We start from the raw sequence: 21,404 nt of genomic DNA, 5'->3' as shown, positions 1-21,404 counted from the left end.
CCGGGGCGAGGAGGAGCATGGACGCCTTCGTCAACTGGGCGCGCAACCAGTCGGTCACCCCCGCCGAGGTCCGCGCCCCCGCGTCGGCCGCCGAGGTCGCCGACGCCGTACGGGACGCCGCGAAGACGGGCCGGCGGGTGCGCATGACCGGCACGGGGCACTCGTTCACCGGGGTCGCGCTCACCGACGGCATCCTGCTGCGGCCCGGCGCGCTGACCGGTGTCCTCGACGCGGGCGACGGGTGGGTCAAGGTCGCCGCGGGCACCCCGCTCCACGTGCTCAACGAGGAACTCCACCGGCGCGGCCTGGCGCTGGCCAACATGGGCGACATCACGGCCCAGACCGCCGCCGGGGCGATCCAGACCGGGACCCACGGCACCGGCAGGCACGTCGGCGGCCTCGCCGACCAGGTCGTCGAACTGGAGATGGTCCTCGCCGACGGCTCCGTGACGACCGTGCGCGGGGGCGACCTGTTCGACGCGGCCCGGGTGGGCCTCGGCGCGCTGGGCATCCTGACCGCCGTCACGTTCCGGGTCGAACCCGCGTTCCTGCTGCGCAACCGGCGCGAGCCGATGGCGTTCAGCCGGATCCTCGACACGCTCGACGACCTGACGGAGGCCGACGACCACCTCGACTTCTTCTGGCTCCCCCACACCGACACCTGCCTGGTCAAGCGCAACAACCGCGACAGCGGACCGGCCCGGCCGCCCGCCGCCTTCAAGCGCTGGCTCGACAACGTCTTCCTGGAGAACACGCTGTTCGGCGCGGCCTGCGCCGTCGGGGCGCGCTTCCCCGGCGCGGTGCCCGCGATCAACGGGATCTCCGGCCGCCTGCTCGGCTCGTCGGAGTGCGTCGACACCTCTTACAAGATCTTCACGTCCGTGCGCGAGGTCCGCTTCCTGGAGATGGAGTACGCCGTCCCGCGCCACCACCTCACCCAGGCCCTGCGGGAGACGCGGGACCTCGTGGAGCGGTCGGGCTGGCCGATCACCTTCCCCGTCGAGGTCCGGGTCACGCCGCCCTCGGACGCCTGGCTGTCCACCGCGTACGGCAGGCCCTCGGCGTACGTCGCCTGCCACGTCTACCGCCAGGCGCCCAACCCCGCGTACTTCGAGGGCGTGGAGGAGATCATGGTCAGGCTGGGGGGCCGGCCCCACTGGGGCAAGCTGCACACCCGTGACGCGGACTACCTGCGTGGCGTGTATCCGAGGTTCGGCGACTTCCTCGCGCTGCGCCGCGAGATGGACCCGGACGGGCTGTTCGGCAACGATTACCTCGACCGGGTGCTCGGCGCGTCGCGGGAAGGCTGACCCCATCGACGCGTAAAGTCCCTCTCCACGGTCCGGCGTCTTCCGCGTGTCGCGTTGCCCGCGCCGGCCCTCGGGCAGGCACATTGCGGAGCACGGGCACACCAGAGCCCGGCGCGCCACTCGAACCCGAGGGAGCAAGCAGGAATGAGACCCTCCCGCAGGTCCGGCCGCACGGCGTACGGCACGGTCACGCCGCCGTGCGCCGCGCCCGCGCCGTACGGACGGGCGGTGGGCGCGCACCACTTGAGGAGACACGACCCTCGCTCTCGCCTTGTGGGCCGGATCGGCGGCGCGGCCGCCTGTGGACTGCCGCTCCCACACGACCGACAGGTTGCGGAAAGGTGAACGCGAAAAATGTGACCGGGGTCACAACACCTGCCTCGCCCCCTGGCGAGGCGATGTTCGGACATGCCGGGTACGGTGCTGGAAGGCAACCGGCTCACGCGAGAGACTCAAGGGTCCGGGGGAAGACAGAGCACGACGACGAAGGGACTCGCATGCAGGAGCTCCGTCTCGTCGCGGTAAGTGAGGACGGAACGTACCTCGTCCTGGCGACGGCCGGGCGGGGCACGCGCTTCACGCTGCCCGTCGACGACCGGCTCCGCGCTGCGGTCCGCGGCAACTTCTCCCGTCTCGGCCAGTACGAGATCGAAGTGGAGAGCCCGTTGCGTCCCAAGGAGATCCAGGCGCGCATCCGTGCCGGCGAGACGGCGGAGGAGATCGCGGCCACCGCCGGCATTCCGGTGGAGAGAGTCCGCTGGTTCGAGGGACCGGTTCTCCAGGAGCGCGAGTACATGGCCCAGCAGGCCCAGCGGGTCTCGGTCCGGATGCCGGGCGAGACGACTCCCGGGCCCACGCTCGGCGAGCTGGTCGCCGAGCGGCTGACCCGGCGCGGCGTGCCCGCCGACGAGATCGACTGGGACTCCGCCAAGCGCGACGACAACCTCTGGCGGGTGCGGCTCGGCTTCGTCTGGAACGGTCACACCCGCCACGCCGAGTGGCTCTTCGACCCGCGCCGCCGCCACATCACCCCCAACGACGACGAGGCCATGCGCCTGTCGGCCGCCGAGTACGTCGAGCCGGAGCGGGACGACGCCACCGTGCGGCCCTTCGTGCCCCGCCTCGCGTCCAAGCTCGCCCCGGTGCCGCCGCTGCCCGAGGAGACCGCTCCCCGCCGCGACGAGCCCGGGCTCAGCGTGCCCGCCGTACGCTCCGAGCCCGCCGCGCTCCCCGAGCCCGTGCCGCCGCCGCGGCTGAGCCCGCCGCTGCGCGCGGAGACCGGCCGGCCCGAGCCGTACGCGGACGAGCCGGCGGCCTATCGGCCCGAGCTGACCCCGGTGCCCTTCCGGCTGCCGCAGTCGCTCGTCGCCACCCCCGATGCCGTGCCCCCGCCGCCCCCCGCCGAGCCCAGGGTCGAGGACAGGGTGGAGGACAGGCCGCGGGCCGAATCCGCGGCGCAGGCCGCTCCTCCGCCTACGCCCTCCGACCCGCGTACGCCCTTCGACGCCACCCCGGCCGGCGCGGGCGTTCCGGACGCTCCGGGCCGGGAGACCTCCGGAGACGGCGCGCGCCGCGAGGACGGTCAGGATGCGGTGGAACGCCAGGCCGCGTCCCAGCCTGCCGCGGATGCCACCGCTCCCGCTCCTGTGGCGGACGCCCCCGTGCCGGCCCCTGCGACCGGCGGGGACAGTGCCGTCGAGTCCGGCGTGCCCCGGCCCGCCGCCGTGGAGGCCGTCGGCGAGGCCGCCGTCGCCGGACCGGCGTCCCGCCCGCAGGAGCCTGCCGCCCCGGACGCGGCGCCCGACGCCCCCACCAGCGTGACGCCGCCCAGTGGAGCGGCGGACGCGCAGGAGGCCGCGCGTCCGGCGACGCCCGTGGACCGGGTGGCCGCCGAGGACCCCACGACGACCACCAGCACCACGCCTACCACGGATTTCGCTCCGGACTCCACTCCGGATTCCGGGACGACAGGCTCCGGGGCGACGGACGTCGTGACCGCCGCGGTGTCCCCTCAGGACGCCGAGGGCGGCGCCTCCGGCCGAGAGAGCACGGAGACCGCCGTGGAGGCCGCCGCGTCGGTCCCCGGCCCGGCCGCGGAGGCCGCGACACCGGCCGAGCCCTCGCCCGGTGCGTCCGCGTCGCAACCGGTCCCCGGCGCGGGCGCGGACACGGCGGTGGCCATGGACACGGGCACGGCCGTGCACCCGGCCGAGGGCGGCGCGACGGACGAGGCGTCGCCTGCGGCCGCTGCTCCCGTCCCCGCACCCGCTCCGCCCGCGGACTCCGGGAAGGAACCCACGGCAGGCCCCGCGGCCGGCGCCGCGGCGGCGGGCGTGCCCGCGCCGGGCACGCCCGCAGAGTCCGCTTCGGCGCCCACCCCGGAGCCCACCGCAGCACCTTCCGTTCCGGCCACACCGGCGGCTCCTGCCGCTCCGGCGGCAGAGGCCACCACGCCCCCGGCTCCGGCGGCGGCTCCCGCTGGCGCCCCGGCGCCCCGGACGGGGGACGCCGGGAAGACGCAGCGTGCCGGCGACGGGTCCAAGGACGGGGCGAAGGAGGCTCCGAAGGACGCCAAGCCCGAGACGCCCGCCCCGCCCGTGCCGAAGCCGGCTCCCCCGCGACCCCGCAAGTCGCGCGGACGCCGTGCGTCGGTGCCGACCTGGGACGAGATCATGTTCGGCGCGCGCAAGCAGGACTGACCCACAGGACACGGTGCCCTCGGGCGCCGCGGCGGAACCGTCCACGGGGCCGGCGTCATCACGACCCGGCGCGAGAAGGCCGGTCGGCGAGTTCACGAACTCACCGACCGGCCTTCAGCCGTCTGTCGGGGTCATGCCCCCGTCCCGAGCCCCCGGTTGCCCCAGGACGCGCCCCGAGACGCGGCGTGACCAGACCGCGGGCCGCTGTCCAGGCGGTTCACCCCGAGCGGCGCCGTATGGGGCCGTCCGGAACAGTTCCGCACGATCATGAACCTTGTCCCGCCTTTCGTCGATCAAGGATCTTCCGTGGTGCCCCCTCTCTCCGGCACCCGGCCGGGGGGTCGGGGCCTTCCCCCACGGAGGTTCTCCTTGCATCGACGATCACGGTGGAGACGTGTACGCGTGACCGCGGCGGCCGCTCTGGTGACCGCCGGCACGCTGGCGCTCCCCCAGGCGGCGCACGCGGCGGTCACGGGGCCACCGCCGCAGGCGTCCGCCTTCGACCATGTCCTCTACTGGAACAGTGTCTTCCTCGACACCATCCGTACCCTTCCCCGGGACGGCGTCGACCCGCAGCACAGCCACGACGGGGACCCGAAGACCTGATGTGCGGGGGATTCCCACCCTCACGGGCTGGGCTTCCTGCTTCACCGCCGACCGCACCCGGGAGGACCCGGAATGACTTACATCAGCTCCACAGGCAGATACCGCTCGACCAGCGGCCAGGATGTTCTTGGCGGCGTTGATGTCCCGGTCGTGCCGGGTGCCGCAGCCTGGGCATGTCCAGTGCCGGGTGGACAGGGAGAGTTCGGCGAGCAGGCGCCCGCACGCTGAGCAGGTCTTGGACGAGGGGTACCAGCGGTCGATCACGACCAGGCGCCGGCCGTACCGCTGGGTTTTGTACTCCAGTTGGCGGCGGAACTCTCCCCACCCGCAGTCGGAGATCACCCGGGCGAGGTGCCAGTTGCGGACCATGCCTTTGATGTTGAGGTCTTCGATCACGATCAGGTCGTGGTCGCGGACCAGCCGGGTGGAGGTGCGGTGCAGGAAGTCGGCGCGGGCGTTCCGCACCTTGGTGTGGGCGCGGGCGACCTTCGCCTTGGCCTTGGCCCGGTTGCTGCTGCCGCGCTGTTTGCGGGCCATCCTGCGCTGGTAGCGGGCCAGATTGCGCGCCTTGCGCTCCAGATGGCGCGGGTTGGGGATCTTCTCACCGGTGGACAGAACGGCGAAGTCAGTCACGCCGAGGTCGATCCCGGCGTGATCGCCGGTGGCGGGCAGCGGCTCGGGTCCGGTCCCGGTCTCTACCGCGAAGGAGGCGTACCAGCGGCCATCAGGGTCACGGGAGATGGTCACCGTCGTCGGGTCCAGCGCAGCCGGGTCCACGCCGGGCCAGGACCACACGAACGCGATCGGTTCGTCCATCTTCGCCAGGTACAGCCTCCCGTTGCGCCAGCGGAACGCCGAGCGGGTGTAGGTGGCGCACTGGCGGCCGTGCCGGGACTTGAACCGCGGGTATTTGGCGCGTCCGGCGAAGAAGTTCACGAACGCCGTGTGCTGGTGCCGCAGCGCCTGCTGCAGCGGGACGCTGGAGACCTCGTACAGGAAGTCGTGGCGCCGTCGCGTTTCAGCTCGGTCAGGTACCGATCGGTCTGCGCATAGGTGGTTGTCACGCCCTCGGCACGGTAGCGGGCCTGCCGCCACGCCAGGACCCTGTTCCACACGAGGCGTACGCAGCCGAACGTACGGTTCAGCACCGTAGCTTGTTCGGTGGTGGGGTAGACCCGCACTCTGTAGGCCGTACGCACGTTCGAACTTTACCGTCCCCTTGCTCGCTTAGTCAGCGAAAGACGAAAGACATAAGCGCTTCGGGCTCTGGTTTGTCCCGGCTTCGCCGGGGCCACCCCTTGCGAGGTCCGGATTCGTCCCGGCCCTTGAAGCTGAAGTGAAGGGCCGGGCTTCCTCCGGAGGTTTCGGTGACCAAGCGCGACCAGGGATAAGAACCGGGCACCACCTCCAGGCCCTCCGGGCGGCGCAATCCGCTGACCCGGGGGGCTGCCTTGCGTCATCGATCTTTGTTAGTGTTTCGCCCGGATCGAGGCCAAAGCGTGGCTTGGGGGGATCGTCGTGTCAGGGCCGTTCAGCGCGCCTCCCCAGCCCGACGGCCTGACCAGTCCGGCCGAATTCGTCGCCGCGCTGGGCCGTCTCCGCCAGTGGTCCGGCCTGACCTACCGGCAGCTCACGGCCGCCGCGAAGGCGTCGGGAGACGTGCTGCCCTCCAGCACGATCGCGGGCGCCCTCGGGCGCACGACCCTCCCCAGGGAGGAGTTCGTGGCGGCCTTCGTACGGGCCTGCGGGCTCGGCGAGGCCGAGACGGCGCGCTGGGTGGCGCACAGGAAACGACTGGCCGCCGGCATGACGCTTCCGGCCGAGCCTCCCGACGCGGCCGCCGGCCCGGACCACCCGCCCGTCCCGCCGGACCAGCCCGGCCAGGATGACCGGCCCGATCAGGCCGATCGCTTCGATCCCGGCGATCCCGACGGGCGCGAGCAGGCCGTTCCCACGGGCCCCGCCGTACCGGGCGGAGACGCCGTACGAGCGGAGACCCGGGCGCTGCGGCGGTTCGCCGTGGCGGGGGCGGGCGTCGTGGTCCTGCTCCTCGCCACGGGCGCGGTCCTGGCGCAACTGCCTGTCTCCCGGGCCGGCGGCGACGCGCGGCCCTCGGCCTTCCCGGCCACCGCGACGGCCGGGAGCGACCGCAGACCGCCCTCCGCCTCCCCCGCCACCGCAGCGGCCGGAAGTGGTCGCACGCCGCCCGACGGGTGGTATCACATCGTCCCGTCACACGTCGCCGGACGCGACCTGTGCGTCGGGGAGGGACGCGAGCGCAGCAAGCGCACCGACCGTCCTCTGGCCGTGCAGCGGCCCTGCCGCGGCGTCGTCCCCGACACCTACCTGCACGCGGCCGGCGGCGGCGCCCACGAGATCCAGTGGCACCATCCCGAAGAGGGCGTCGGCTGCCTCACCGTCGACGAGGCGCTGACCGGCCCGGGCGCGCTGATCGCTCCCGCGGACTGCTCGGGGGCGGCGAACCAGCGGTTCCTGCTGAAGCCCGCGGGGGCGGGGTTCGCCCTGCGCCCCCTGCACAGCGGGCTGTGCGTGGGAGCGCTGTACGGCGAGGCCGACGTGTCCCCCGGCGCGGAACTCGCCCAGAAGTCCTGCACCGGGCGGCCCGATCAGGTGTTCCTCTTCCGTCCGGCGCCCGCTCCGACCCGGACCCCCCGCTGACCGCACCGGATGAGGCGTGCTCACACCTTCTATGATCGCCGATGAGTGGCTTTTTCACGGTGGAGCACTTGTCGGGCGAAAGGCGATGAATGACGGAGACGGGACGCGTTCCGGCGGGTGTGAATCCGAAGGTCCCGAGCGTGGCGCGCATCTACGACTATTTCCTCGGCGGCAAGGACAACTTCGCCTCCGACCGTGAGGCGGCCGAGCGGGTCATCCGGCTCGGGCGTGAGCAGGGGTACGACATCCCCGCGCTGGCCCGCGCCAACCGCGCCTTCCTGGTGCGGGTGGTCAGGGAACTGGCCGATGCCGGCGTGCGTCAGTTCCTCGACATCGGGACCGGGCTGCCCACGCAGCAGAACGTGCACCAGGTCGCCGCGACGTACGGTCCCGGTTCCCGCACCGTCTACGTGGACAACGATCCGACGGTTCTCGTGCACGCACGCGCCATCCTCGCCAACACGCCCAACACCCTCGTGGTGCAGGGGGATCTGAAGCGGCCGGGCGAAATCCTCGCCGACGAGCGGGTCCGCGCGCACCTGGACTTCAGCCGGCCGGTGGCGATCCTCGCGCTGGCGATCCTGCACTTCTTCACCGACGACGCGGAGGTGAGCCGGATCGTCTCGTGTCTTCGCGACGGGCTGCCCTCCGGCGGCTACCTCGCCATCTCCCACACCTATGTCCGGCGCTCCGACCAGAACAAGGTGGAGCAGGCGCAGTCGGTCTACGGCAAGACCTCCGCCGGGGGCTTCGTGCACCGAGGACCCGAGGAACTCGCCGCCATGCTGGACGGCATGGAGGTTCTGGAGCCCGGCGTCGTCCCCGTCGAGCTCTGGCGTCCCCGCCACGACCAGTACGCGGGCGACCCGGACAACAGCGGTTACATCGGAGTCCTGGCCCGCCGCCCCTGAGGCCTCGCCGGCCCTCTCCGCCTTCTCAGCGTGCCGTCAGCGATATGTCAGCGGCTGACGGCCGCCCTCAGGGCCGTGTCAGCGCCTCTCCGCAGAGTGGAGGCGCACACGATCCGAGGAGACGCCATGGGATATGCGATCCAGACCGAGGGCCTGGCGAAACGGTACGGCGAGACGAGGGCGCTCGACGGGGTGGACCTGGAGGTGCCGCAGGGCCGTCTCCTGGGTGTCCTGGGCCCCAACGGGGCGGGGAAGACCACGGCGGTGCGGATCCTGGCGACACTCGTGCGGCCGGACGGGGGCGGGGCGCGCGTGGCGGGGTTCGACGTGGTCCGGCAGGCGCACCAGGTGCGTTCGCTGATCGGGCTGACCGGGCAGTACGCGGCCGTCGACGAGACCCTGAGCGGTGTCGAGAACCTCGTGATGATCGGCCGCCTGCTGGGCCTGACGAGGGCGGACGCCCGGCACCGGGCCGACGGCCTGCTCGACCGCTTCGCGCTCACCGACGCGGGCGGGCGGGCGGCCAAGACCTACTCGGGCGGCATGCGCCGCCGGCTCGACCTCGCCGCGAGCCTCGTGGGCCGCCCTCAGGTGCTGTTCCTGGACGAGCCGACGACCGGCCTCGACCCGCGCAGCCGCACCGAGCTGTGGGGCGTCGTCCGCGGTCTCCAGGACGAGGGCGTGACCGTCCTGCTCACCACCCAGTATCTGGAGGAGGCCGACCAGCTCGCGGACGACATCGTGGTGTTCGACCACGGGAAGGTGATCGCGAGCGGCACCCCGGACGGTCTGAAGGCGGCGACCGGGGGCCAGGTCCTGGAGGTGCGGCCCATCGAGGCCGCCCACCTCGATCTCGTCCGCCGCGTGGTGGCCGACGTGCTCGACGTCACGCCGGAGGTCTCCCAGGGCCAGGTCACGGCCCCGGTGCGCGACCCCGCGGCCGTCCCCGGGATCGTACGGCGCCTCGACGACCTCGACGTGGTCGCGGCGGAGCTGTCGCTGCGCCGGGCGAGCCTCGACGAGGTGTTCCTCGCGCTGACCGGGCACCGCGCCGAGGACGAGAAGCAGGACGCCGAGGCCGCGGCGTGAGACCGCGACGGGAGTCACAGAACGCACGAAGCGACGAGGAGAGCAGATGACCACGATCACCCATACCGCGCCCGCGGTCGCGGCGTCCTCCCGGCCGGGCGCGGGAGCGGCCCTGCGCCACACGATGACGCTCGCCTGGCGCAGCCTGGTGCAGATCAAGCACAACCCGATGGAGCTGCTCGACCTCAGCGTGCAGCCGATCATGTTCCTGCTGCTGTTCACCTACGTGTTCGGCGGCGCGATCGCGGGGTCCACGGGCGACTACCTGCAGTTCGCGCTGCCCGGCCTGGTCGCGCAGAACATGCTGTTCGCGAGCATGACCACGGCCGTCGGGCTGAACGTCGACATCACCAAGGGCGTGTTCGACCGGCTGCGCAGCCTGCCGATCTCCCGCTCCGCACCGCTGGCCGGGCGCATCGTCGCCGACACGCTGAAGCAGGTCTGGGCGTTCGCCCTGTTCCTCGGACTGGGCCTGGTGCTCGGCTTCCGCGTGCACACGGGGATCGCCGGGGTGCTCGGCGCGCTCGCGCTGCTGCTGACGTTCGCGCTCGCGATGTCGTGGATGGCGGTGCTGGTCGGGGTCACTGCGGCGAGCATGGAGAAGGTGCAGATCCTGATGTTCTCGCTGATGATGCCGATCACCTTCACCAGCAACGCCTTCGTCGCCACCGACACCATGCCGTCGTGGCTGCAGAAGTGGGTGGAGGTCAACCCGGTCAGCCACCTGGCGGACGCCGTCCGCGGACTGCTGAGCGGCGGGCCGGTCGCGTCCGACGCCACGATCTCGCTCCTGTGGGCCGCGGGCATCACCGTGGTCTTCGCCCCGCTCGCCGTCCGCGCCTTCCGCAACCGCGCCTGAAAGCAGCGCGGCGGGGTGCCCGCGGCCGCGGGCTCAGGTTGTGCCGGACGCGAAGGCCAGCACCTCGTCCCGGCTCATGGCGCGCCCGCGCTCACGGCACCGGGAGAACTCCGTGGGCCCGAGAGCGGCCCGCACGGTGTCGGCCACTCTCCGGTGGTCGACGCCCAGGTCGTGGACGAACCCGCGGACGGCCTCCGCCCCGCCGAGGATGACGGCGGCCCGCGCGTGGTCGCCGTCGCGGACGGCGAGCGCCGCGTGCCCGGCGAGCACGTGCCCGACGACCGGAGCGTCGTTGGACCTCACCGCGAGGGCCAGCGCCCTGTCGTGTAGGACGCGCGCCGCCGCCGTGTCTCCCTCCTGCTCGGCCAGCATGCCGAGCGAGGTCGTCAGCGTCGCCTCGAACTGCGGGATGGACGGCGTGGATTTCAGCAGCCGGACGGCCTCGTCGTAGAGGCGCCGCGCCGTCTCGAGGTCGCCGTCGGCCCTGGCGAAGTCGCCCCGCACGTGCCGCACCCCGGCCAGCCCGATGGGGTCACCGGTGGCGCCGCACAGCCGCTCGGTCTCCCGCAGGGCCGCCTCGGCGGCCGCCCGGTCGCCCGCCGCGCTCAGCGTGACGGCGAGGCGGGTCCGCAGGAACGGCGTCTCCTCGACGGCCCCGACCTCCTCCAGGAGCGCGATCGCCTCCTCCATCAAGGGCACGGCCTTCCGGAGATCGCCGCGCATCGCGTTCGTCTCCGCGAGGACGCTCAGGCAGTTCCCCACCCCCCACCGGTCACCGACCGTCCTGAACTTGTCGAGCGCGAGCACCAGGTCGGCCTCGCCCTCCTCGGATCGGCCCGCGTTGAAGTGCAGGTGGGCGCGGAAGATGCGGGCGGAGGCGGCCACCCATCCGTCCGGATGTCCGAGCAGCGGTTCCAGCTGGGACTCCGCCTCCCCCTGCAGGCCGGAGAACATCGACATGATCGGCGTCGCGATCGCCACGAGAGGGTGCGTGGCGGCGCCCTGGATGTCGCGCGCGTAGCGGACCGTGACCGCCAGGCTCCGCCCGGCCTGCCCCAGGTTCCCCTCCCCGCCCGCGCTCGTGATGCCGTGCACCGCGTGGGCCAGCGCCAGCCGTACGGGGTCCGCGTCGTCGCCCGCCATGGTGAGCGCCTCCGCCGACCGCTGGGCGCCCTCCAGCCGGTGGCCGGACAGCCACCAGTACCACCCGAGTCCGCCGACCAGGCGCAGCGCGAGGTCGGTCTCGGCCTCCTCGCAGGCCCATCTGAGGGCCGCCGACAGATTGTCGTGTTCCGCCGACAGCCGGGCCAACCACTCGATCTGCTCCGCCCGGCGCAGGTGCGGCTCGGCGGCCTCGGCGAGGCGGGCGAAGAACTCGGCGTGGGCGAGCCGCACCCGCCGCTCGTCGCCCGACTCGGCCAGGCGTCCCGCGGCGTACGCCTTGATCGTCTCCAGCATGCGGTAGCGGCCGCCGTCGAAGGCGACCAGCGACTTGTCGACCAGCCTGCCGAGCACGTCGATGTCGCCCTCGCAGACCTGCTCGGCGGCCTCCAGCGTGGCCCCGCCCGCGAACACCGCCAGCCGCGCGGCGAGTGCGCGCTCGCCGGCGTCGAGCAGGTCCCAGCTCCACTCCACGACGGCGCGGAGCGTCTGGTGGCGGGGCATCGCCGTACGGCTTCCGCCGGTGAGCAGCCGGAATCGGTCGCCGAGCCGCTCGGCGATCTGCCCGGCCGACAGCGTGCGGAGCCGTGCGGCGGCCAGTTCGATGGCGAGCGGCATGCCGTCGAGCTCGCGGCAGATGCGCTCGACGGCGTCGCGCTCGCCGTCCACCAGATAGCCGGGCCGTACGGCGGCCGCCCGCTCGGCGAACAGCCGCACGGCGTGACCGGCGCCGAGCGGCCCGACCGGCCACAGCCTTTCCCCGGTGATGCCGAGCGGCTCCCTGCTGGTGGCGAGGATGCGCAGGCCGGGGCACTCGGCGAGGAGCCGGTCGGCGAGCGCGGCGGCCGGCTCGACCACGTGCTCGCAGTTGTCCAGCACGATCAGCGTGTCGCGTGCCGCCAGAGCGGAGACGAGCCGGGTCACCGGGTCGGACTCCCCGCCCGGCGCGGACGGCACGGCGGGCACCGCGCGCACGGGCACCGGTCCGGTGTCGCGCAGGCCGAGCGCGGTCAGGGCGGCCTGCGGCACCTCCGCCGCGTCCCCGACCGGCGCGAGCTCGACCAGCCAGACGCCGTCGGGCACGCGCGCGGCGATCGCCTCGGCCGACTCCACCGCGAGCCTCGTCTTGCCCGCCCCGCCCGGGCCGAGCAGCGTGACCAGGCGGTCGGCGGCGAGGAGCGCGCCGATCCTGCCGACGTCGTCGTCCCGGCCGACGAAGCTGGTCAGCCGGGCCCTCAGGTTGCCCCGGCGCGCGGCGCGCGGCGGCGCCTGGTCCACCCGGGCGAGCGCCTGCTCCCTCCGGCCGAGCCTCGTGGGTGTCGCCACCGGTGCCGGCCGGGTTCCCTCGGCGGCAGGCTCGCCCCGCAGCATCGCGAGGTGGAGTTCGGCCAGCGAGGGCGAGGGGTCGGCCCCGAGCCGGTCGGCGAACACCGACCGGGCCTCCTCGTAGGCGGCCAGCGCCTCGACGCGGCGGCCCGACCCGTAGAGGGCGCGCATGAGCTGCCCGTGCGGCCGCTCCCGCAGCGGATGAGCGGTGACGAGCAGCCGCAGCTCCGAGATCAGGCCGGCGTGCCGGCCCAGGGCCAGCTCCGCCTCGATCCTGTCCTCCGTGGCCGCCGTCCTGAGCTCCTCCAGCCGGGCCACCTCGGCCTCGGCGTTCGGCAGGTCGGTCAGCGGAGCGCCGCGCCACAGGCCGAGCGCCTCACGCAGCAGGCCGGCGGCGCGGCCCGCGTCGCCCGCGGTCAGCGCCGCCGCGCCCTCCCTCGCGAGGCGGCCGAACAGGTGAAGGTCCACCTGGTCGGGGGAGACGGCCAGGCGGTAGCCGGACGGCCCGCCGGCCACCAGACCGCGGTCGACCGTGGCCCGTAGCCGGGACACCAGCGCCTGCAGGGCGTTCCCCACGCCGCTGGGCGGGCGGTCGTCCCACACCCCCGCCACGAGCGCCTCGGTGGAGACCGTGCGGCCGGCGTCCAGCAGCAGGAGCGTCAGCAGGGCCCGCAGCCGCTGCCCGCCGACCTCGACCGGCCGCCCGTCGCGCCGTACGTCGAGGGGGCCCAGAACGGCGAAGCTCATGCCCGCTCCCGGCGTGTCCCCCTGCATGCCTCGATTGTGGCGGATACGGGCGCCCGGAGCCTCTCACCCCACATACCGGTCCTCCGTACGTACGGATCGATTCGGGAGAACACGGAGGTCAACGGCTCGCGCGGGCACGGTCATCGGTACGGATCACCGCGATCCGGTCGGGGCACCTGTCCAATCCGCGTAGCATCATCGGGCATGGGGTCGCCGAGAAAATCAGCGGTCACGCGAGCCGCCGTCACGGTGACGGCGCTCACGCTGGCCGCGTCGGGCTGCGGAATCCTGGGCGGGGGATCGCCGAGGAACCTCGACGTCATCAGCGTGTCGAGCCCGCAGTTCCGCGACGGCGCGCCCCTGCCGGACGACTACTCCTGTAAGGGGGGGCAGGGCAACCCGCCTCTCCGCTGGTCGGGCACGTCGGGCGCCAAGTCGGTGGCCCTCGTGGTCGACGACAACAGTCCCCACAGCGGCCCGGAGGTGCACTGGGTGGTGTTCGACATCGACCCCGCGACGACCGAGCTGGGCATGAACGACGTCCCCCGTGGCGCCCGGCAGGGCATGACGTCGAGCGGGAAGGTGGGCTATGCGCCCCCATGTCAGGCCGACGGCAGCTACCGTTTCACTGTCTACGCGCTGAACGCGAAGCTCGACCTGAAGCAGGGCGCCGACCTCGCGCAGACTCTGGGGAGCATCGCGAGTCACACCATCGCCCGTGGGCGCCTCACGGCGAACACGATCGAGTGACATGCTGAGCACCGGAGGTAGTCGTGCTACACCAATCTTCACCTAGGGTGTGACAACGGTCATTGTGGTCGAGCAGAATCGGATCCAATTGCTGAGCGCAGGTGATCAAAGGGGGCAGGTCGCGTCGATGGCCGCGCGACCTCACCGGCGCCGCAGAAAGGCCATGGCCTTGAGGGTGGTGCTATGACTGCGGTCATTACGGGTCTTGTCGCCGTCGTGCTTCTCGTGCTGCTGGTCGTGGCGCTGGGCATGCGGTCGATGAACCGCAGGGAGAGTGCTCTCTCCGCCGAGCGCATCAAGGCGATGGCCGAAAACAAGGGTCCCAAGCCCCGCCGGCCCGCCGAGGAGACGTTCTTCGAGAGCTTCCCCAAGGGGTTCGACGCCTTCGAGGAGCCGGAGAAGCAGCGGCCGGCGCCCCGCCCGGCCCCCCGCCCCGGCGGACGGCAGGCGGCGCGGCCCGCGCAGCGCGGCGGCAAACAGCCCGCCGCCGCCCGCGGCAAGCGTGGCGTGGACGAGTGGGGCGAGGCCGACGACTACGACGACGACTACTGGTCTCGCGTACGCGCCGACGACGGCGGCTTCGGGGGGACGATCGCCGCGAGGATGGCCACCCCCCGGCCGGTGGACGAGACCCCGGGCGCGGCCCAGGTGGCCGACCCCGACGCCGCGACCGTGCAGGCCCCCCTTCCCGCCCGCCCCGGTCGCGCCCGGCGCGCCGACGCCGACGAGCCCGTGCCTCCCGCCACCCCCGTCTCCGCCTCGGCCATGGCCGACCAGAAGACCGTCACCTTCTCCGCGCCGACGCCCGACCTGCTCGACGCCCCCGTCGCGCCGGCCGGCGTCCCCTCGACCGGCCCCTTCGACGCGAGCCGCACGACCGGCCCGTTCGACTCCCCCGCGGTGAGCGGCGCCCCCGCCTCTCCCGCGAGCGACCCCTTCGCGGCCGCCGCCGGGACCCAGGCGAGCGCGCCGAGCACGTCCACCCGCAGGTCGAGCAGGTCCGGCCGGCCGTCGCGGGCCGCGGCCCGCCGCGCCGCCGCCGCTGCCGCCGAGGCCGGGCAGGCCGGCGGCTCCTACGACAGCCCGCGCGCCACGGGCCCGTTCCCGTCGTCCGCGAGCACCGGCTCGTACGGGACGCAGCCGGGCGCCGACCCGTTGGGGATCGCGGCGGGCACCGGCCCGTTCGGGGCCCCCGCCTACGACACGCCCGCGGGCACCGGACCGTTCGCCTCGCAGGGCGGTGCGGGCTCCCCCGACGGCGGCTACGACACGGCGCCGTCCTCCCCCATCCCGGCGACCGGGTCCTTCGTCGCCGGCGCGTACGACGCGGCCCGTATGAGCGGCTCGTTCGAGGCCGCGGCGCCCGCCGCCTCGCCTGCCGACGCCCTCCCCGACCCCGCGCCCCGCTCCACCGGCGGCTCCTTCGACGCGTGGGCGGCGAGCTACGAAACGCCCCGGTCCGACGCCTACGATCCGTCCCGCGCCGCGACGGGCCCGTTCCGCGCGGCCGACGCCTCGCCGTCGTACCCGCCCAACCCGACCGGCGCCAGTGGTGTGACAGGGGGCGATGTGACAGGCTCCGGCGCGGGCGCCACCGACCCCGGCTGGCCGGTCGCCGGCAGCTACCCGCCGGTCCCCGCCGCCTCCGCCCCCACGACGGACCCCTCCTGGACGGGCGCCCGCGACGTGCTCGACGACCCGGAACCGCCGCGCGGCGCCTCCTCCTGGCCGAACGCGGAGACCTACCAGACCCCGGCCTACGACGGCTACTCGTCCACCTACTCGGCGGAGGGTGGCTATCCGGCCGCCTCGACGCCGTCGCCCGCCGCGCCCTCCACCCCGTCGTACGAGGTGAGCACGGGCTGGGCGACCATCGACGCCTCTGACACAGTGACCGGCTCGGGCCCGGGGACCGCCTCGCCGTACGAGTCGGCGGGCTACGACGCGCCGTCGGGGCAGAGCCAGTACGGCTACGACCGGCAGCAACCGCAGCAGGGATACGGCGGCGCCCAGCCGTCGTGGCCCGAGCAGAACGCCGGCGGAAGCTGGCCCTCCTACGACGAGGTCCACGGCGAGACCCCCACCTCGGCGAGCGGGCGGCGGCGGGGCAGCCACCGTAACCCGGAGAGCGACTATCCCGACTACTACCGGTGATTTTCCCGTTCCCTGCCTGGTGACGGCCTCTGCGGCTGACATATTGTCAGCCCATGACAATCAGTGACGACACGATCTCGCCACGTGACTGGAAGTCCATACTCCGGCACGATCTGCCCGCATCGCTGGTGGTCTTCCTGGTGGCGGTGCCGCTGTCGCTCGGCATCGCCGTCGCGTCCGGCGCGCCGGTGGCGGCCGGGCTCGTCGCCGCCGTGGTCGGCGGCGTGGTGGCCGGCGCCCTCGGCGGGTCCGTCGTCCAGGTGAGCGGCCCGGCCGCCGGGCTGTCCCTGGTGGTCGCCGAACTCGTCCACATGTACGGCTGGCGCGCCACGTGCGCCATCACCGTCATGGCCGGCCTCCTCCAGTTGCTCCTGGGCGGGCTGAAGGTGGCGCGGGCGGCGCTCGGGGTCTCCCCCGCCGTCGTCCACGGGATGCTCGCCGGGGTTGGCGTGGTGATCGCGCTGTCCCAGCTGCACATCGTGCTCGGCGGTTCGCCGCAGCGCTCCGCGCTGGAGAACGTCCTCGAACTCCCCGCCCAGATCCTCGACAACCACACGCACGCCGTCATGATCGGCGTCTTGACGATCGGGGTCCTGCTCGCGTGGAGCCGGATCCCCCGGCTGCGCGCCGTGCCCGCCCCGCTCGCCGCGCTGATGGTCGCCACGCTGACGGCCGTGGTGACGGGCTGGGACCTGACGAAGGTGGACCTGAAGGGCGGGTTCTCCTCCCTCCAGGGACCTCTGATGCCGCAGGGCGACTGGCACGCGATCGCCGGGGCCGTCCTGCTCGTCGCCCTCCTCGCCGGAGTGGAGTCGCTGCTGACCTGCGTGGCGTCCAACCGCCTGCACGACGGTCCCCGCGCCGACCTCGACCGTGAGCTGACCGCGCAGGGCGTGGCGAACGCGGTGTCCGGCGCGCTGGGCGGCCTTCCCGTGGCGGGCGTCGTCGTGCGTACGACGACCAACGCGCGGGCGGGCGCCCGGAGCCGCTGGTCCACGGTGCTCCACGGGGTGTGGGTGCTGCTGTTCACCACGGCCTTCGCCTGGATGATCGCGCTGATCCCCCTGGAGGCGCTCGCGGCGCTGCTGCTGTTCATCGGCGTGCAGATGGTCAACCTCGGGCACGTCCGCAACCTGCGCAGTCACCGCGAGATGCCGGTCTACTTCGTGACGATGGCCGGAGTCGTGCTGATCGGCCTGGCCGAGGGCGTGGCGATCGGCCTCGGGCTGGCCGCGCTGCTCGCCCTGCGCCGCCTGGCCTGGGTCTCGGTCGACGTACGGCAGGCGGGCGAGCGGCGCTGGCGCGTCGTCGTCACCGGGTCGCTGACGTTCCTCGGCGTGCCCCGGCTGACCGAGGCGCTGCGCGGCATCCCCACGGGGGCCGCCGTCGAGCTCGACCTGCACCTCGACTTCATGGACAACGCCGCCTTCGAGGCGCTGCACGCCTGGCGGCTTGAGCACGAACGCACCGGCGGTGCGATCGACGTGGACGAGCCGCACGGCGAGTGGTACTCCGCCGCGATCGACGGCGTCCGCCTGTTTCCGGCCAGGATCCCGCCCCGGCACGACCGCTGGTGGCTGCCCTGGGCCTACCGGCGACGCCCGCGTCCCATGGACGCCGCAGGGTCCTACGCCGTGATCGGCGCGGACGGCGGGAGCCACGACGACGTTCCCGTGGTCTGCGAGCCGCAGGGCGTGCCCGACCTGCTGGAGGGGACGCGGGAGTTCCAGCGCCGGACCGCGCCGATGGTCCGCCCGCTGCTTCACCGCATGGCTCGCAAGCAGTCGCCGTCGCATCTGTTCATCACCTGCGCGGACTCCCGCATCGTGCCGAACATCATCACCGCGAGCGGTCCCGGCGACCTGTTCACGCTGCGCAACATCGGCAACCTCGTGCCGCGCGCCGGCGCCGTCCCCGCCGACGACTCGGTCGCGGCCACGATCGAGTACGCCGTGAAGGTCCTCGACGTGCGCACGATCACGGTCTGCGGGCACTCGGGTTGCGGCGCGATGGCCGCCCTGCTGGGCGAGGTTCCCGACCTGCCCGCGCTGCGCAGCTGGCTGCGGCACGGGCGGCAGAGCCTGGCGAGGTTCGTGGCCGCCGAGCCGTGTGACGACGACGCCGGACCACTCGACCGGCTCTGCCGCACCAATGTGATCCAGCAGCTCGACAACCTGCGAACCCACCCGTTCGTGGACACCCTCGTACGGGCAGGGAAGCTGGAGCTCACGGGCCTGTACTTCGACATCGGCGCGGCGCGGGTGCACGTGCTGGAGCAGGAGCGCTTCACGCCGGTGCCCGAACTGCGCACCGGTTGAGCCTCGCTCGGATCGGGACGAGGCAAGCGGCGAGCTTCGCTGTGAGCGGATCATGTCCGCCGACCGTGAAACGGGGCAGACGCCCGACCCGGGCGGGCAAAGGATGACCGTATGCAAATTCTGGTAATCGGCGGTTCGGTGTTTCTCGGACGCGCCATCGTGGAGGAGGCGCTGCGGCGCGGTCACGAGGTCACGACGTTCAACCGGGGCAGGAGCGGGACGGACCTGCCCGGCGTGGAGGCGGTGCGCGGCGACCGCGAGGTCACCGACGACCTGCGGCGGCTCGCCGACGGCAGGCAGTGGGACGCGGTGATCGACGTGTGCGGGTTCGTCCCCCGCGTCGTGCTGGAGTCGGTGCGGACGCTGTCGGGGCACGCTCCGCACTACACGTTCATCTCCAGCATCTCCGCCTACCCGGACTGGCCCGAGAAGTCCGGCCTCGACGAGACCTTCCCGCTGCACGAGTGTCCGCCAGACGCGGACGCCGAGTTCGGCGACTACGGCGTGCTGAAGGCCGGCTGCGAGCGGGCGGTCGAGCAGCACTTCGACGGCGGCGCCCTGATCATCCAGCCCGGCCTGATCCTCGGCCCCCACGAGAACGTGGGCCGGCTGCCCTGGTGGCTCACCCGCGTCTCCAGAGGCGGGCGGGTGCTCGCCCCCGGCAACCCGGCGCTGCCGATGCAGCTCATCGACGCCCGGGACATCGCGGCGTTCACTCTCGACCAGGCGGCCAGAGGCACCACCGGCCGCTACATGACGGGCGGGGTGCAGGGCAACGCGACGTACGGCGGCTGGCTGAACGACTGCGTGGAGGTCACCGGCTCCGACGCGGAGCTGGTGTGGGTCGACGACAATTTCCTGGTGGACCAGGGCGTGGAAATGTGGACCGAGCTTCCGCTGTGGGCTCCGGGGGCGGATCACCAGGGCGTGTGGACGCACTCCTCCGCGAAGGCCATCGCCGCGGGTCTCACCTGCCGGCCGGTGCGGGAAACCGTCCGGGACACCTGGGAGTGGCTGAAGGACATCCCGGAGGAGCGGCGCAGCTTCGGCGGCCGGATGCAGCACGGCATCGACCCGGAGAAGGAGGCGCGCATCCTCGCCGCCTGGGACGCCCGCTCCTGACCACAACCGCAACCCGCCCGCGTGCGGGCGGGCGGCGGAGCGGCGCGGACTCGGCCGCCGGAGCCCAGCGGGCCGGGCGGGAGCGGCGACGGGCAGGACCGGCGACCGGCGGGACCGGCGACCGGCGGCGGGCAGGATCGGCGAGACGAGCGCGCCGGGCGGGGGCGGCGGACTCCCCTGCCGGAGTCGTGCGCGCGGAGCCGTAGGCTGTCGGCCATGATCTGGGTGGTTGTGATCGTGGCCGTGCTGGTCGTGTTCGGTGGGCTCGGCATGGCCGGGCGCCTGCCGGGAACCTCGCGCCGGCGGTCCGCGCCGCGCCCCTCGTCGGGAGGCCGCCCGTCAGGCCGCGCCGGCCGGACGGCACGGCCCGGAGGGCGTGCCCCGGCCTCGCGGGCGGGCACCAGGCCCGGTGGCGGCGCCGCTCCCCACACGAGGCGCGGCACCGCCTCCGGGACCGGGGCCCGGAGCGGGGGCCGCCCGGCGACGGGCGGCGAAGCGGGCGTGCGCGGCGGCGCGGCCACGCAGGCCGGTCCGCACCCGGGTGAGATCTGGTGGGCCGACGTGCCCTACGAGGACGGGCCAGGCCACAAGGTGCGCCCCTGTGTCGTGCTCAGGACATACCGGGGCGGCGCCGAGGTCCTGAAGATCACCAGCCAGGACCGCAGCGACCGCGCCGACCACGTGGAGATCCCCACCCGCACGTGGGACCCGGACGCCGGCCACAACAGCTTCCTCGACCTCACCGGCCCGGTCCGCGTGCCCGTCGCCGACTTCCAGGACAGGGCGGGCACGCTCGACGCGCGCGTCTGGCGGCAGGTCTGCCGCCTCCACGAGATCACGCCGAACTGAGCCGTGCCCTCCGAGACTGGCCGCCTGCGAGACCGGCCGGCGGCGTCACCGTGACGACGCCGCTCCTTCCCAGCCGCCGCGCGGCGGCAGACCGGCGGCGATGCCGTCGAGCAGCCGGTCCAGGCCGTACGCGAAGCGGTCGTCGGCCGCGGTGTACTCCCGCCCGGCCTCCTTCGTCATCCGCTCCAGCATCGGATAGTCGCCCGTCGCGATGAGCGACTGGATGTAGGACAGGTGCCGGGCCAGCCGCTGGGCCAGCGTGAGCCCCGTCCGCCGGAGCCCCTCTACCTCGGCCAGCTCGCTCTGGATATAGCCGTTCACGTACGCGAAGACCGCGCCGACGAGGGTCAGCATCTCATCGATACTCAGACCGAGGCCGTCGAGCATGCCGAGGGCGGTCTCCATCAGACGCGCGCTGTTCGGGCCGGTTTGCGGGCGGCCGGCCGCCAGCGGCGCGAGCCACGGATGGCGGAGCATGGTGCGCCGGACCTGCCAGGCGAGCAGGCGAAGGCCATCGGCCCAGTCGTCCGGCGGCCGTCCGTCCTCCGGCAGGTACTCCCTCACCGCCGTGTCGATCATGAGGTCGAACACCTCGTCCTTGCCGGTCACGTAGCGGTACAGGGACATCGTGCCCGCCCCGAGATCGGCGGCGAGCCGCCGCATGGAGATGGCCTCCAGCCCCTCGGCGTCGGCGATCCTGATCGCCGCCTGCGCGAGGGCGGCACGGCTGAAGCTCGGCCGCGGCCCCCGAGCGGGGCGCTCGGGTCGCATCCACAGGTTCTCGTGGCCCGTCATCGTTGATCGTCCCAGGTCGTCGCGCTATT

The 21,404-nt window shown here is 73.6% G+C and carries 13 protein-coding genes and 1 pseudogene; 11 read left to right on the top strand and 3 right to left on the bottom strand.

The features are described 5' to 3' along the window. The first annotated feature begins 17 nt into the window (after positions 1-17). Together IL992_RS39130 and sepH are read left to right on the top strand one after the other, a co-directional pair. Complete coding sequence (locus IL992_RS39130; protein ID WP_193208354.1) at positions 18-1,310, top strand: D-arabinono-1,4-lactone oxidase; 1,293 nt, start codon at positions 18-20, stop codon at positions 1,308-1,310. A 497-nt stretch (positions 1,311-1,807) separates the two neighbouring features. Continuing rightward, positions 1,808-4,009 (top strand): septation protein SepH, encoded by a 2,202-nt coding sequence (gene sepH, locus IL992_RS47115; RefSeq protein ID WP_226874621.1) that lies wholly within the window; start codon positions 1,808-1,810, stop codon positions 4,007-4,009. A gap of 615 nt (positions 4,010-4,624) precedes the next feature. Here sepH and IL992_RS39120 read toward each other — a convergent pair. After that, positions 4,625-5,814 (bottom strand): annotated as a pseudogene (locus IL992_RS39120) (RNA-guided endonuclease InsQ/TnpB family protein); the annotation flags it as partial. A gap of 319 nt (positions 5,815-6,133) precedes the next feature. Between IL992_RS39120 and IL992_RS39115 the strand changes: the two are divergent. The 4 genes from IL992_RS39115 (at position 6,134) to IL992_RS39100 (ending at position 10,153) form a co-directional block, all read left to right on the top strand. Then, entirely contained in the window at positions 6,134-7,294 is a 1,161-nt protein-coding gene (locus IL992_RS39115; RefSeq protein ID WP_193208353.1) for an XRE family transcriptional regulator, read from the top strand. Between the two features lie 89 nt (positions 7,295-7,383). Beyond that, a complete protein-coding gene (locus IL992_RS39110; RefSeq protein ID WP_193208352.1) occupies positions 7,384-8,205 on the top strand; it encodes an SAM-dependent methyltransferase in 822 nt (273 codons plus the stop codon). Positions 8,206-8,331: 126 nt separating this feature from the next. Beyond that, positions 8,332-9,294 (top strand): ATP-binding cassette domain-containing protein, encoded by a 963-nt coding sequence (locus tag IL992_RS39105; protein WP_193208351.1) that lies wholly within the window; start codon positions 8,332-8,334, stop codon positions 9,292-9,294. Positions 9,295-9,340: 46 nt separating this feature from the next. Next, a complete protein-coding gene (locus tag IL992_RS39100; protein WP_193208350.1) occupies positions 9,341-10,153 on the top strand; it encodes an ABC transporter permease in 813 nt (270 codons plus the stop codon). 33 nt (positions 10,154-10,186) lie between these two features. On the opposite strand, the gene IL992_RS39095 is transcribed toward IL992_RS39100, so the two are convergent. Further along, positions 10,187-13,414: an AfsR/SARP family transcriptional regulator gene (locus IL992_RS39095; protein ID WP_193208349.1), complete on the bottom strand. Its 3,228-nt coding sequence runs from the start codon at positions 13,412-13,414 to the stop codon at positions 10,187-10,189. A 177-nt stretch (positions 13,415-13,591) separates the two neighbouring features. On the opposite strand from IL992_RS39095, the gene IL992_RS39090 reads away from it, so the two are divergent. From IL992_RS39090 to IL992_RS47110, 5 genes are all read left to right on the top strand, one after another. Beyond that, a complete protein-coding gene (locus IL992_RS39090) occupies positions 13,592-14,137 on the top strand; it encodes a YbhB/YbcL family Raf kinase inhibitor-like protein (RefSeq protein ID WP_193208348.1) in 546 nt (181 codons plus the stop codon). 183 nt (positions 14,138-14,320) lie between these two features. Further along, positions 14,321-16,291, top strand: a complete 1,971-nt coding sequence (locus tag IL992_RS39085; RefSeq protein ID WP_193208347.1) for a hypothetical protein — start codon at positions 14,321-14,323, stop codon at positions 16,289-16,291. Positions 16,292-16,344: 53 nt separating this feature from the next. Beyond that, complete coding sequence (locus IL992_RS39080; protein ID WP_193208346.1) at positions 16,345-18,609, top strand: SulP family inorganic anion transporter; 2,265 nt, start codon at positions 16,345-16,347, stop codon at positions 18,607-18,609. A gap of 111 nt (positions 18,610-18,720) precedes the next feature. After that, positions 18,721-19,731, top strand: coding sequence for an NAD-dependent epimerase/dehydratase family protein (locus IL992_RS39075; RefSeq protein WP_193208345.1), 1,011 nt, complete (start codon positions 18,721-18,723; stop codon positions 19,729-19,731). 216 nt (positions 19,732-19,947) lie between these two features. Next, positions 19,948-20,580, top strand: a complete 633-nt coding sequence (locus IL992_RS47110) for a type II toxin-antitoxin system PemK/MazF family toxin (protein ID WP_226874620.1) — start codon at positions 19,948-19,950, stop codon at positions 20,578-20,580. Positions 20,581-20,625: 45 nt separating this feature from the next. On the opposite strand, the gene IL992_RS39065 is transcribed toward IL992_RS47110, so the two are convergent. Further along, complete coding sequence (locus IL992_RS39065; RefSeq protein WP_193208344.1) at positions 20,626-21,375, bottom strand: TetR/AcrR family transcriptional regulator; 750 nt, start codon at positions 21,373-21,375, stop codon at positions 20,626-20,628. Positions 21,376-21,404: the final 29 nt, after the last annotated feature.

Origin of the sequence: Microbispora sitophila (assembly GCF_014892245.1) — a bacterium.
GTDB lineage: Bacteria > Actinomycetota > Actinomycetes > Streptosporangiales > Streptosporangiaceae > Microbispora > Microbispora siamensis.
This window is presented reverse-complemented; position numbering and strand designations above follow the sequence as displayed.